The organism is Gardnerella sp. DNF00354, from assembly GCF_049262755.1.
Lineage (GTDB): Bacteria > Actinomycetota > Actinomycetes > Actinomycetales > Bifidobacteriaceae > Bifidobacterium > Bifidobacterium vaginale.
The window spans coordinates 670770-685407 of the sequence record NZ_CP058402.1 but is presented as its reverse complement, the minus strand read 5'-3'; the positions used below and the strand labels follow the sequence as shown (position 1 = coordinate 685407).

Below are 14638 nucleotides of genomic sequence, written 5' to 3'. Positions count from 1 at the left end.
GTGATTAGTGATTAAGTTATTTCTAATCACTGGTATCACTGGTATTCAGGTTCTTGAATAACTTGATCTTCCTTGGCGGACGAATCTGGTCGCGCACCAATGTTGAAGCCCAAATCTTCAGAAGACGACACCGGATCATCATCCTCATCCTTCATGTCAATTGCCACTCCTTCGGAGTTAAGCACCTCAACATTCAAGGAGAGCGACTGCATTTCCTTGAGCAACACCTTGAAGGACTCAGGAATACCAGCTGGTGGAAGGTTATCGCCCTTGACAATAGCGCCATACACGCGCACGCGACCGTCAACGTCATCAGACTTTGTGGTCATCATTTCATGCAATGTGTAAGCAGCGCCATAAGCCTCAAGCGCCCACACTTCCATTTCGCCGAAGCGCTGGCCGCCGAACTGCGCCTTACCACCCAACGGCTGCTGGGTAATCATAGAGTAAGGACCAGTGGAACGAGCGTGAATCTTATCATCAACCAAGTGATGCAGCTTCAAGATGTACATGTAACCAACAGAAATTGGCTTAGGGAATGGCTCACCAGTGCGGCCGTCAAACAATGTTGCCTTACCGTCGGAACCAACAAGCTTATTGCCATCGCGGTCTGCAAGCGTAGTGCTCAAAAGACCCTTCAAGGTTTCTGGGCGCACGCCGTCGAACACTGGAGTTGCAACAGGAGTGCATGGATCGCCGTGCTCAGCGCCTTCTGGCACATACTTCTTCCAAGCAGCCTCAAGGTCTGGATCCAAATTAATATCCCAGCCTGCGTGAGCAATCCAACCCAAGTGAAGCTCGAGCACCTGACCCAAGTTCATTCGAGAAGGCACGCCCAACGGGTTAAGCATAATGTCTACTGGAGTACCATCAGCCAAGAATGGCATATCCTCTTCTGGCAAAATGCGGGAAATAACACCCTTGTTGCCGTGGCGACCAGAAAGCTTATCGCCCTGCGTAATCTTACGATGCTGAGCAATGTAAACGCGAATCATCTGGTTTACGCCATTTGGAAGCTCATCGCCATCGTCTTCAGCGTCTTCACGAGTGATTTCCTTAACAGCAATCACAGTACCAGTTTCGCCGTGTGGCACGCGCAAAGAAGTGTCTCGAACTTCACGGCTCTTTTCGCCAAAGATTGCACGAAGCAAGCGCTCTTCTGGAGTAAGCTCAGTCTCGCCCTTAGGCGTTACCTTACCAACCAAAATGTCGCCAGCTTCAACCTCGGCACCAATGCGAATAATACCGCGCTCGTCGAGGTTTGCAATAGCGTCTTCACCAACGTTTGGAAGGTCGCGAGTAATCTCTTCGGCACCAAGCTTGGTTTCGCGCGCGTCAATCTCGTACTCCTCAATGTGAATCGAAGAAAGCGTATCGTCTTGCACGAGTCGCTGAGAGATAATCACAGCATCCTCATAGTTGTAGCCGTTCCAAGGCATAAACGCAACGAGAAGATTCTTGCCGAGTGCAAGCTCGCCCTTGTCTGTTGCAGGACCATCAGCCAAAACAGTTCCTGCTTCCACGCGCTCGCCATCTTTAATAAGCGGCACCTGGTTGTAGCAGGTAGTCTGGTTGGAACGCTGGAACTTGGAAAGCTTGTAGCTAGATTGAGTTCCGTCATCGTTCATAACGCGAATAATATCTGCAGAAACGTAGGTTACAACGCCTGGCTTTTCGGAAAGAATCACGTCTCCAGAATCAACTGCAGCACGCCATTCGGAACCCGTACCAACAAGTGGACGCTCCGACTTAATAAGCGGCACAGCCTGACGCTGCATGTTAGTACCCATCAAAGCACGGTGGCCTTCATCGTGCTCCAAGAATGGAATCAAGCTTGCGCCAAGAGAAACCATCTGTCGTGGGGAAACATCCATGTAGTCAACAGTGCTTACAGGCACATCGACTGCCTCTTCTTCGTCCACGCGAGCAAGTGCCTGAGTGCCAACAAAGTTGCCATTTTCATCGAGTTCCTGATTTGCCTGAGCAATAACGTGCTCGGCTTCGCGATCTGCAGTCATATATTCGACTTCGTTAGTCACATGACCATTAACAACCTTACGATAAGGTGTTTCAATAAAGCCGAATGGGTTGATGCGACCAAAGGTAGCAAGCGAACCGATAAGACCGATGTTTGGACCTTCTGGGGATTCGATTGGGCACATACGACCAAAGTGGGATGGGTGCACGTCTCGAACTTCCATAGATGCGCGGTCTCTAGAAAGACCACCAGGACCAAGAGCCGAAAGACGACGCTTGTTTGTAACGCCTGCCAAAGGATTGTTCTGATCCATAAACTGGCTAAGCTGAGAAGTTCCGAAGAACTCCTTAATAGTAGCGTTAACTGGTCGAATATTAATCAACGACTGTGGTGTAATCGCCTCAGCATCTTGCGTGGTCATGCGCTCGCGCACAACGCGCTCCATACGGCTTAAGCCAGTACGAATCTGATTCTGTACAAGCTCGCCAACCTGACGGATTCGACGGTTTCCAAAGTGATCAATATCGTCCACGTCTACACGCAATTGCACATCTTCGCCATCACGCTTGCCTGGGAAGGTCTTTTCGCCCGAGTGCAAAGTAACCAAATACTTGATTGTGGCGATAATGTCTTCGCGATTCAAGCTGCGATCGTTGTAATCCGCTTCCAAACCAAGCTTGCGATTGATCTTATAGCGACCAACGCGCGCCAAATCGTAGCGCTTTGTGTTGAAGTAGAAGGATTCGAGCAAATTGCGACCCGCGTCTGGAGTTGCGGTATCTGCTGGGCGAATCTTGCGATACAAGTCTGTAAGAGCATCATTTTGAGTGTCGATTGGCTCTTTTTCTAGAGCATCGAGAACAAGAGGATACCCTTGGAATGCCTCGGCAATTTCTGGCTTAGTCATGCCAATTGCCATCAAGAACACTATTGCAGACTGCTTACGCTTGCGATCTACGCGCACGCCAAGAACATCGCGCTTATCAATCTCAAACTCAAGCCACGCTCCGCGACTTGGAATGATTTTTGCGCCAAAAACGTCTTTGTCGGAAGTGCGATCTTGCGTGCGGTCAAAATACACGCCTGGGGAACGCACAAGCTGGGACACAATTACGCGCTCAGTGCCGCCAATAATGAATGTTCCGTGTGGTGTTTGCAGCGGGAAATCACCCATAAACACAGTCTGGCTCTTAATCTCGCCAGTTTCGCCGTTTTCAAACTCTGCGTTTACATACAAAGGAGCGGAATATGTGTAATCCTTCTCTTTGCACTCAAGCACAGTGTGACGTGGCTCTTCAAAATATGGATCCGAGAATGTGAGGCTCATTGTCTCAGCAAAATTCTCGATTGGAGAAATCTCTTGGAACACTTCTTCTAGACCAGAGACATGAGGCACAGTGTGAGTGCCATTTGCCTCATCTTCTTCGACGCGCTTCTTCCAACGCTCGGAGCCGATCAGCCAGTCAAAGCTGTCGGTTTGCACACCGAGGAGGTATGGCACATCGATTGGCTCACAAATGGAGCCGAAATTCACACGATCCGACGCTTTATGCAATTTAATGCTGTGCTCGTCGGCACGCGCGATGACTTTGGTGGTGTTCGTCGTAGCTTGTTCAGCAGCCAATGGACGTTCCTTTATCGCTAGCTAGTTTTCTTAATCCTTGGGAGCTTTAGAAAATCGCAGCAAACGCGCTTAAAATCAATGATTTTGGGTTTGCGGGCGCCTTCTTCGGTTCCTTGAGTATGCCCGCTATATGACACACCTTGTACAAAGAAACGATTTTACCCCTTCGCTTCGACTTTTTGCGCCATTTGTGCATCTGCTAGCGAACAGAAATAACCACGGGATTGCTTTGTAATCCTGACACATCTTTATGCTCAATTTGTGCAATATACGTTCCGCGCGAAACTTTAGGCAAGTCGGCGTCATCTAAGCAATCCTTGCCAGTAGGCGTTCCGACTGTAGCATCCGTGCTCCACACGATTTTTTTCTCGTACGAATCACCTTTTGCCATTAACAAAGGCTTGAGTGGAATTTCGCACACATCTGATCTCCATTGCGGATCTATTTTCTGCTGCTTTTCTTGCTTTTCTCTAGATTTATCGGATTTATCAGACTTATCAGACTTATCAGCACTTACGCTGTCTCCAATTGTCAACACCATTCTGCCATCCGACGCATCTATTCTGCAGGAATCGTCTCCTTCATGAACTATGCGAGCAGTAAATTCTACGCTTCCTCCCATCGGTACAGATTGCGATGCTGAGGTTAATTCAATACGAACGTCTTTCGCACTACATTTTTTTATGATTCCAACAGGCCTTGGATCTGGCACAAGTTGTTTAGATAGAGTAACGTCTGAATGTTTGCTTATAGCACTTCCAATTGCAGATATGCCTTTAAAAATGCTAATTATGCAAAAGATACAAAACACTAAAACAGCCAGCAGCCCCACGCAAACTACGATTCGGCGACGAATGTACATGCGACGGCGCGCAGCACTAATCTTCCGCTTCGGTTTACGTTTTAACACAGGCATAGTCACCATTGTAATGCATGAGTAGTTTTAAGACTATTTTTGACTATAGGCTATTTTGCTATTTTCTATAAGCTATTTTCTGTAGACTATTTTCCGCCCTCAAATCCAAGCTGACGCCACGCTTCATAGATTGCGATTGATGCGCAATTCGTAAGATTTAAGCTTCTAAGCGAAGGACGCATTGGCAAGCGAACCTGTTCCGCAACATGCGGACCTGCCATAATATCCATTGGGTCTGGAATATCTCCTGGCTCCGGTCCAAAAAGCAGAATATCATTCGGCTTATACTCAATATCTGTGTAAAGTTTTGTAGCATTTGCAGTAAACGCAATTATGCGAGAATTTGGCATTGATTCCACAAGGTTTTCAAAATTCGGGTGCATAACAACGTGTGCCATATCGTGATAATCAAGACCCGCACGGCGAAGCTTTGTGTCTTGAAGATTAAATCCAAGCGGCTCCACAAGATGCAAAATGGTGCCCGTTACCGCGCAAAGACGAATCGCAGAGCCTGTGTTTCCTGGGATTCTAGGCGAATAGAAGCACAAGTGCGGGGTCTGAGTTTGCGCAGTGCTTGCATCTTGCGCGCTTAGCATGGCGTCCATAACGCTGATTGGATTTCCGTGCGCGTCTGTTACAAGCTCGTCCGGGCCGTAATTTGACTTTCTGTAGCCATACTCATACATCTGCTCTACACGATTGACTGGGTTTTGTGCGTCTTGATTTTGTGCGTCTTGCATACTTTTATCTTCTTTACTTTTATCTTCTTTACTTGTGACTTGCATACTCGTAATAATCACCTCAATAAAATCATCATAATAAAAATAAGCGCGAATCCTGCAAAATCAGCCCACGAGAACACAGCTCCCGTAAACACAACAGCCGTGATTGCCGCCATAACAGGCTCGCTCGCCCCCAAAAGCGTTCCGCGCACAGATCCAACTCGCATAACGCCAGCCAAAAACATCCAATATGCGCCAAAAGTTCCGCCAACGATTGTAAAAGTAAACAGCAAATACGCGCGCAAATCCAAAGGAGGCATTGTTTGCCATGGTCGCACAAATGGCAGCATAATAAGACCTGCAATAATAAACGTAATTCCGTTTACAGTAAGATTTCCCCATTTTGCAATCAATTTAACTGGCATAATCGCAAGAGCCGCCGTACTTGCAGCATCTGCTAATCCCCACAAAAGTCCCATCAGCGGCAGCGAAAGCGAGCTAAAATTGCCTCCCGTTGCCATAAGCGCAGTTCCTGCAAATGCAAGCAAAACACCAATGTTTTCGAGCAAAGTCGGAGTTCTTTTTGACCGCAAACACACATAAACAAGCACAAAAAGCAGATTCAGGCTTTGCAAAACAGTAGCCGTGCCAGAGTTAGTCCAGTCAATTGTAAAAAGATACGCCACTTGCGTTAAAAGCACGCACACAATACCTGTTACGACTAGCATTGGCCATGATTTTTTTGTGCTTAATGCACCAACGAGTTGCTTGCGATTAACTATTGACGCAACGATTACAAAAAGCACGCCTGCAGCAAGCTGACGAACGCACGCGATTTGCAACGGACTCACAAGGTATTGCGACATTAGAATCTTAGAAACAGTAGCATTTGTGCCCCAAAGCGCGCCACCAAGAATCGTTAAGATTATGCCAATCATCATTGTGCGCGGACTATGATCCACCGCAGGATTTGGCTTTTTAGGCTTTATTTTTTGGATATTCTTTACAAAACCAACATCCATGCTAAACACCTTCTAAACTTAAATCCTGTATTTGCTAATAATCCTGTAGTTTTGCGCATCTGTAGTAAGTCGCAAGTCGCAAATCTAGCAAATCGCTTACTACATATGGAAAATCTACACTATCACATAATCAACAACACGCACATAATCAACAACACGCACATAATCAACAACACGCAATTGCAAGGATTGCATGTGCAATAAATCTATTGAGGTGATTTGAGAATCGCAAAAACGTTAGAAATGTCGCTCGCGCGTTACGGCGCGCTATTCCTCACGGCTATTAGTAGCCGTTCGGCTGATTTGGCGCATAAAGTCCACTGGACTTTATGCCTTTAAGCCAAATCACGCTTTGAAGGAGCTTGAAATGCGTTATGCAATTTCAAGCTCAGTCAAAGCGCTTTACTTGCGTTGAAAGCACACCGTGCTTTCAACCTGAGCAAGCTCAGCGCTCCGAATTGGAAAATCGTTAGCGCGGTCTAAGCGCGCTAACGTCTTCGCCGCACGTAAAGTCCACTGGACTTTACGTTTGAGCGGCTCAGCGAATCGAGGTGATTTCTCGCGCATTATGCAGCTCGAAATCGTCGATTCGCGCCACGCGCGACTTTGCATTATCCTCAGTTTATGTTATCTTATTTAAGTTGTCTTTCGTTATGCTGTTTAGCACAATGATTGATGTGGAGAATTCGCCTAGTGGTCTATGGCGCACGCTTGGAAAGCGTGTTGGTGTAACAGCCTCACGAGTTCGAATCTCGTATTCTCCGCGCTTAGGGGTTCTAGCCAGTATGAGTGGTTGGAACCCTTTTTATATATTTGCCTATGCATCAAAATATATGAACATACACAAGCAGCTTAGCGTCGAACTCAACTGTTAGGCAATTTCTGCGCAGAACAACCATGCAAAATTGAAGCCATGCTACGTTTTTCCGCACTAGTAACGCTAAGATCGTACTTATACTTAACAGCAATCTGCCTAGCTACATAATCGCATCTAAAGGATTTATTAGATGGCAGCCAATAAGCCGCAGAAGCAGATCCTTTTTCTTGGTTCGCTGCTCCTTGAACAGCAAGAAGATTAAGCATATCGTTACCAAACTTAAGCCTCTTGGCATGACTCCATTTCCAGGCTCCTGATTGCCAAGCGTTTTCTAGTGCTACAACATGGTCGATTTGAACAAGAGCACTAGTTTTTCTTCCTCGAACAAAATTAATATTTAAACCTGTATAAGGATCGTGCAAAAGCCCTGATGCTACTTTGCAAGAACCAGAATACTTAAAACGAACCTGTTTTAAATCGCGAGCAAGAACATCTTCTCTAACATCACAACCATTTTTATCAACATCTGTAGTCCTGTATCCAAAGACACTCCTGTTGTATCCAGACGGATGTGATTTAGCGACTTTTAGCTTATTAAGAAGAGCAGCAGCATCTCCATCAGCAGCGTATTCACCAGTAATTTCGCCAACATCATGATTGATCTTTGGCAAAACAAGCCCAATAACAATGCCTATAAGAATAGCCAAAGAAATAAGCCATATAAAAGAGGTTATCCTTTTAGATATAGGATTACTTGAATAATGCGTATTACGATCGTACTGCATGATTTATGTCTACAACCCAAGGGATACGCCTAATAACAACGTCTAGAACTTGTTGAATAAGGCTAATGAGCACAATAATTGCCATAACTGCGTAAACAACATTCCATTGTGGATTCTTAGTGACAATTGGGTGAATAGTGTTAGAAACAAGCATTATTGCGTTCGCAATACCTATAAGAGCAACAGACATAAGAATTGCCTGCATTCTTCCCACTTTACGAGATAATCGCACTCGCTGTTGTGAAAGCTTACGCATTGAATCAACAACACGCTTAACACAATGCTCGCCCTGTCGGAAAGCTAGAACCTCATCAATACCAAGTTCTACATCATCAACTTCAAGCTCCACCATCTTTTGCTCTGAATGAACTTTTTTAATAAAACTGCGGAGTCTAAGTCTAAATAATCCTGGAATTATAAACACTATTAGAGCACAAATCACAACAGCAAAAATAGCAATTTGAATATCAAAGTAACATAACAAAACGATTGCTGGAATAATCGACAAAACCATTCCAACACTCATGCTTAAACCTGCCTTGTGCAAATGCGCATGATGAAGATCCACACCAGCAAAAGATGTTACTAATGTTATGCATCTTAAACATGCGCATACGCTTACGATAAGCACGTATTCTTGCATAGCAAGTCCAAAAAGCGGTCGATTAGCGATAGCGAACATTGCTGCAAAAGTGCAAACAGGTATCAATACTGCGCAAACTATATTGATTGCTGTAGAGAATGCTGAAAGAATCGCAAAAAACGCCTTTTTCAGCGAAGATATAGTTGATTTACTTTCATGAGATAAATCTTTCAATAAGCCTTCGTGTTTTGCATTATTAAAATTCTTATTAGAGTTTTTATCAAAACTTTTAGCATATTCGTCTACTTTATTAGCTTTATCAACGCTACCATCTGCGAAATTTTCGGCATAAGAGCTAATAGAACTAGAACTGGTGTAATGCGAATTATGATATACACTAACGTTAACCAAATTGTCCGCTTTAGAAACGTAGTTATCGTCTGGCAAAAATACAAGAATCGTAGCTTTTTTAGCAACATGACGCAAAATATCACATAAATTCTTAGCTTCATCAGAACTAATATCGCTTGAAGAATAGTCGAAAATATACACTGGAGTTCTACGAATAAGCGCACGAGCCATAATAATTCGTCGGAAAATATCTTGCTTATTTTCAACCTGAATATTGTCTACACGCAAATCTAATCCGTTATAATCCGCATAAACAACACCATCTACATGAGCAGTACGCAATGCTTGCCACATAGATGTAGTAGTAGCATTAGACGATGCCATGAGCAGATTCTCTCGCAAAGTGGCTGAAAACAGATGACTATTTGAACGAACAATAGTAACAAGATCTGCAATAGCACCAGGATTTTCATTATTTAGTGAAACATAAGTTGAGTTTCCAGAAATATCACCAAAATCAGATACTACAAAAGGCGATTCAACATCTACTTCAGAAAAACCATATCTATCGCTGTAAGATAGCGCAACATCTGATTTATCGCTAAAAACTACGCCATTCAAAACATTATTAGTAAATAATTCGTAGTATTCCTTTGGCATCACATTCAATTTTCCACTTGAAATATTAAAGGATGCACGCAAAGGTTTATTATTTTCAGTGAAATTGCATCGCACATGAAGAGAAACATTATTAGCTCCATCTGGGATGCTCAGTGACTTTTTATTATCTGAGAAATCTATGGAATCTGCAGAAGCAGAAGATTCTACAGAGTCTAAATTAGAAGAATGAACTTTACTAGAAGCAACACTTTTAAACAAGTTACTAATGTTATTCAAACCTAAAACAGCCCGATTTTTAATATGCATACAGTTAGCAACTCTACGTATTGGATCTACGCTTAGCATAAGAAGTGGCAAAGTTAGCATTGCAGCAGGAAGACCAACAGATTTAACAGAAAGAAGCCAAACTGTAGAAATAATTGCCACACCAGTCATTAAATACGTTAAAAATACGCATAAACAGCGCCACAAAACGCGAACATCTGCAAGAGCAGATACAAGTGCCAAAGTAGAAAAAATTGACGCAAAAACGCAAATAGTGGCAACATAAGAGTTTATTGAAAACATTGCAACACTAACCGCAAAAGGCATAGGAAAAGCAGCAATGATCTGCGGCAAAAGTAAACCAGACCAACGTTGAACCCACTCAACATCATCGTTCACGCAAATAGAAGAATACCCCTTAGACCATTTTTTAGAGGAGCTCAAAGAAAGCATAGAACGCAACATTTTTGGTCTAAGTTTCATAGATACGCGAGTTCCAATTTCGGTAGAAATAGTACAAGACTGATGGAACGCAATATATTTTACGATAAGTATTCCAACAAGAGAAATAAGATAAGACGTCAATTCAACAGAGCTTAACAAGGATTTGCCAGTATATTTTGCAGGAATAAGCACTGGCGAAAGAATTCCAACACAAACATACACAAAACCAATATTCGCAAGAGAAGATATAGCAAGACATGCCGCTCTTAAAACAACCAAGTGCTTAACACCTGGAACAAAAGCGAAGAAACGACCAATCATTTAACTATCCTTTTCTTTTCCATAGTCCATAGAAAACTCTTTTAAATTCCAAAAATACTTTCACGCACTGCAAAGTAAACACACGATACCCTGCAGATTGAATCTACAAATTCGAGTAGCTCGCACTGTTAAAATCAGCTTTAAATCTCTTAAAAACGCTATCTAAACACTCTCTACAAACACATACCCACGCACTAGCTCACTACCCCTTTAGCATTCAAGATTACGCTGAGCATCAGGCATCAACACGCCGAAGAACTTTAGCTTAAATGCCAACTAATACGATGCAAATCACTAGGACCATACTCTAAAATCGCAGCTCTATGCGATTTAGAACCATAACCCTTGTTATGTGCCCAATCATAAATTTTATATTTAGGATCATCAGACAAGCTTGTCATAAGAGAATCTCGAGTCACCTTTGCGATCACAGAAGCTGCAGAAACACTAGCACACTTCTGATCAGCCTTAACTAAAGTGTGAACTTTAACAGGAAAATCCATACTAGGCGCATCAAAAGTTCCAGAAACCTTACCAATATAATTAAATGGTCCATCTAAAATCGCTGCAATATGAGCATTTTCAAGCTTATATCTCATACTGTTTTGCACATCTGAAATTGCACGAATCGCGGCAACACCAAGAGCATAACTTATTCCCCACTCGTCAATCTCGCGATTTGTACAAGAACCAACAGCAAAAGCATCGCACCAATTTTCAAGAGGCTCCAATAATCCTTCACGCTTGTGAGCGTTAATAAGCTTGGAATCAGCTAATCCATCAGGAAAATAACCAGAATTAATTTTATCGGCACCAAAAAGCGCAGCACCAACCATAACAGGGCCAGCTAAACTACCACGTCCAACCTCATCTAATCCAATAACCCAATCGAAGCCACTTTTTAAAAGGTCTTGCTCAAAGTTAAAAGACGGAACAGCAGCCAAAATCTCCCCAAATCTAATATCTACGCACGTTTAAAAGAACTACTTAGCATCTGACTTATTTCTTACATCATCAAACGCATCGCTATGATTTTCAAAAATACCCATACGGTTCAAAGGCCAAAAACGCATAAATGCCACGCCTTCAACCTTAGAAATAGGTACCAAACCATCGTCACCATCATTCTTATGATACCTAGAATCCGCCGAGTTAGCGCGATTATCTCCTAGAACAAATACATGACCAGGTTTAACCTTCACCTTAAACGGGAAGGAACTAGGACTTACACCTGGTTTAATATAAGCAGATTCAAGCACAGGAACACCGTTAACAAGAATTGGGTCACCATCGCCCTTACATTCAACGGTATCCCCAGGCAATCCAATTAGACGCTTTATAAGATCTTTACCAGACACAATTCCGCCGCGACTATTTTCACCTTGAAGCCAATTAGCAGGATCTTCAAAAACAACAATATCTCCACGATTTAGCGGAAACAGTCGAGGAGTGAGCTTAGACGTAACAACATAATCGCCAATATGAATTGTGTCTAGCATAGAGCCAGACGGAATAAAATATACGCCGAGGATAAAAACACGAAGAAAAATAACAACAAGAATAGGCACAAGATACCATGCAACAAGCTCTTTCCAAGATGTTTTAAAAAGCTTGCGAGTACGAACCTTGGACTGAGATTTAGAGGAATCATAATCACTATCTTGATATCCAGAAATATGATTCCCTTTTATTTTTCCATGCCTAGCACGTTTAGCACTGAAGCCAGAAGTTAGACTTGGTCTTTCTTCTGGCTCCGGTGGAACTGGAGAAGGATTTAAGCCGTGACCTGCCACATTAACAATGTGACCATCGCTATTTTGCAAGTCTTCGGCAGACATATTAATCCTTAACGTTAAATCCTTAACCTTAAATAAATTTACTTAGCAGCGCTGTTGTCACGACGCTCGGCAATACGAGCAGCCTTACCACGCAAAGCGCGCAAGTAGTAAAGCTTAGCGCGACGAACGCGACCACTACGAACCAGCTTGATAGAATCGATAGCTGGGGAATGAAGTGGGAAGCGACGCTCAACACCAGTGCCGAAGCTCACCTTACGTACAACGAAAGTCTCGCGAACGCCAGCACCCTTACGAGCGATAACAACGCCAGTAAAGGTCTGAATACGAGTGTTGTTGCCTTCCTGAATCTTAACGTTAACGTCAACAGTATCTCCAGGACGGAAAGCTGGGATTTCCTCAGCAGACTTAAGATGCTTAGCATCAAATGCTTCTACAGCATTCACCATGATAATTCCTCCTCGCCGCCGCATATCGACGTAAGCTACATCAAAGCAAGTTAGTCTAATTTTAACTTTTTCAACTTTACTTTGAATAATCCTTCCCAAAAAGTTTGCTTTTCAGGGCTTCCATCTGCCAAAACTTTAAAAAAGCAGGCTAGACTATTGATAAGTCGACTATGCGGCATCGCCTTATCGAAAGCATACAAAACACAAATTTATGCTCAATAATGGACATTATTGAGCATTATTTCGCACTATTTCAGCGCGCAACTCCATTAAGCGGCGCCGTCTCAACAGTACGGGTTAATTCGTCATCATCGGCATCGTAGTCAAAAAGCTCGCCATAACGACCCCAGCTAATCGCAATATCAAATTGCTGACGAGCCAAGGCGTCCGTATGCTTGCTGCGAAGCAAATCCAAAATCAACTCGCCACGAAGCTTGCCATTGCGGTTTCGGCTCAAAGCCTGATCAATTGCATGAACAAGAGGAGCATGCTCAATTGCAAGACGCGCAAACACCTGCTTGCTGTGCAAAATGTCGGCATTATGCCATTCTTGACCTGCTGGCGTAATAGTAATATGACCATTTTCTGCTGTAAGCAAATTAAGCATTGTTCCAGCATCTACAAGTGGGAACAAATCATCGATTTCAAACGACAAATCCGCAGCCAAATCAGCCAAATCAATGCCATCTGGCTCTTCCGAAATAACGTCTAGCAAACCTGCCATTCCTCCTGGCGTTGCGTTCGGCAGCAAGTGCACAGCAACAGGCTCAGGCTTCGGCTCACCCGCATCCGCCTGCTCTTCGTTTTGCTTAGCTTCTGCCTCCGCGTCGTGATGCTTTTGAATAAGCATGTCGGCGATTGCAGCAGCCTCTGTTTCTTCCGCATCCGTCTGTTCCACAGGTTGAGAATCGCTATCTGCACCAGACAAGTCGCCAGCAACCGTTGTATCAGTATTATCTGGCTCAGATTCACCCTCTGGCATAGAACCAGTCAAAATCGCATAAAGATTATCAACCATCGCCTCAAATTCAGCACTATGCTTGTCTCTCGGGCGAGGCAAATCAACTTGCACGTCTGCAATCAAATGCCCAGGATGAGATCCCAAAACCACCACGCGATCTGCCATTTGCACAGCTTCTTCAATATTGTGCGTAACTATTACAACAGACTTGATATCACGCTCTTCACTAGACCAAAGCTTAAGAACTTCCTGACGAAGATTTTCTGCTGTAAGAACGTCAAGCGCAGAAAATGGCTCGTCCATAAACAGAGCATCTGGGCGCAAAACCAGTGCGCGCGCAATACCTACGCGCTGACGCATGCCGCCAGAAAGCTCCTTTGGATACGCTGTTTCGAAGCCGTCCAAACCAATAGCATCGATTGCAGCTAACGCAAGCTCCGTGCGCTTTTCTTTGTTAACGCCTCTAGCGCGCAAACCAAGCTCCACATTGTCTTGAACTGTAAGCCATGGCATAAGTGCGAAGGTTTGGAAAACGATTGCCACCCCTGGGTTTGGACCAGTAAGCTCGCGACCGCGATACGTTACAGTTCCCTCTGTTGGCTGAATTAAGCCTGCCATTGTTCGCAAGAAGGTTGATTTTCCAGCGCCAGAACGCCCTAGAATTGCAACGATTTCGCCTTCACGCAACGTAAACGATATATCGTGAAGTACGTGCTGAGTAGTTCCACTATCCGATGTGAAACTTTGAGTTATGTGTTTTGCGTCGATGATATCGCTTGTAACTGAAGATTGCGCAGCCAAATTCTGCGCAGCCTTTTCCGCGGTTTTGTTCAAAGTGTTCATAATATTTGCCAATCTGTTTTGTAAAGTTAAAAAGTTTATAAACTTAAAAAGTTTAATTTTCCGTAGTTTATTTGATTTATTCGATTGATTAGTCGATTAATTAGTCGATTGATTAGTCGATTAATTAGTCGATTAATTATT

The 14638-nt window shown here is 43.7% G+C and carries 10 protein-coding genes and 1 tRNA gene; 1 reads left to right on the top strand and 10 read right to left on the bottom strand.

Annotation, left to right across the window (positions count from 1 at the left end):
* Positions 1-35 precede the first annotated feature (35 nt).
* The 4 genes from rpoB to HXT24_RS02785 all read right to left on the bottom strand — a co-directional run bounded on the left by rpoB (position 36) and on the right by HXT24_RS02785 (position 6262).
* Positions 36-3602 (bottom strand): DNA-directed RNA polymerase subunit beta, encoded by a 3567-nt coding sequence (rpoB, locus tag HXT24_RS02800; RefSeq protein WP_116692289.1) that lies wholly within the window; start codon positions 3600-3602, stop codon positions 36-38.
* A 199-nt stretch (positions 3603-3801) separates the two neighbouring features.
* On the bottom strand, positions 3802-4527 hold the full coding sequence (locus HXT24_RS02795) for a peptide ABC transporter permease (protein WP_422114080.1): 726 nt from the start codon (positions 4525-4527) through the stop codon (positions 3802-3804).
* Between the two features lie 77 nt (positions 4528-4604).
* Positions 4605-5258 (bottom strand): tRNA (cytidine(34)-2'-O)-methyltransferase, encoded by a 654-nt coding sequence (locus HXT24_RS02790; protein WP_225622766.1) that lies wholly within the window; start codon positions 5256-5258, stop codon positions 4605-4607.
* Between the two features lie 56 nt (positions 5259-5314).
* A complete protein-coding gene (locus HXT24_RS02785; RefSeq protein WP_020761977.1) occupies positions 5315-6262 on the bottom strand; it encodes a DMT family transporter in 948 nt (315 codons plus the stop codon).
* 679 nt (positions 6263-6941) lie between these two features.
* Here HXT24_RS02785 and HXT24_RS02780 point away from each other — a divergent pair.
* Positions 6942-7026: transfer RNA gene (locus tag HXT24_RS02780), tRNA-Ser, on the top strand.
* 100 nt (positions 7027-7126) lie between these two features.
* Here HXT24_RS02780 and HXT24_RS02775 read toward each other — a convergent pair.
* The 6 genes from HXT24_RS02775 to HXT24_RS02750 all read right to left on the bottom strand — a co-directional run bounded on the left by HXT24_RS02775 (position 7127) and on the right by HXT24_RS02750 (position 14497).
* A complete protein-coding gene (locus tag HXT24_RS02775; RefSeq protein ID WP_410312132.1) occupies positions 7127-7864 on the bottom strand; it encodes an HNH endonuclease family protein in 738 nt (245 codons plus the stop codon).
* Positions 7848-10448: an ABC transporter ATP-binding protein gene (locus HXT24_RS02770; protein WP_422114079.1), complete on the bottom strand. Its 2601-nt coding sequence runs from the start codon at positions 10446-10448 to the stop codon at positions 7848-7850. The genes HXT24_RS02775 and HXT24_RS02770 overlap by 17 nt, the downstream gene beginning before the upstream one ends.
* A 260-nt stretch (positions 10449-10708) precedes the next feature.
* A complete protein-coding gene (locus tag HXT24_RS02765) occupies positions 10709-11392 on the bottom strand; it encodes a ribonuclease HII (protein ID WP_020761877.1) in 684 nt (227 codons plus the stop codon).
* 39 nt (positions 11393-11431) lie between these two features.
* Positions 11432-12286 (bottom strand): signal peptidase I, encoded by an 855-nt coding sequence (gene lepB, locus HXT24_RS02760; protein ID WP_004114465.1) that lies wholly within the window; start codon positions 12284-12286, stop codon positions 11432-11434.
* 38 nt (positions 12287-12324) lie between these two features.
* Positions 12325-12693: a 50S ribosomal protein L19 gene (gene rplS / locus HXT24_RS02755; protein WP_004114457.1), complete on the bottom strand. Its 369-nt coding sequence runs from the start codon at positions 12691-12693 to the stop codon at positions 12325-12327.
* A gap of 253 nt (positions 12694-12946) precedes the next feature.
* The gene (locus tag HXT24_RS02750; protein ID WP_422114078.1) at positions 12947-14497 is read right to left on the bottom strand and encodes a nitrate/sulfonate/bicarbonate ABC transporter ATP-binding protein; all 1551 of its coding nucleotides are present in this window, start codon (positions 14495-14497) and stop codon (positions 12947-12949) included.
* Between the last annotated feature and the right edge of the window lie 141 nt (positions 14498-14638).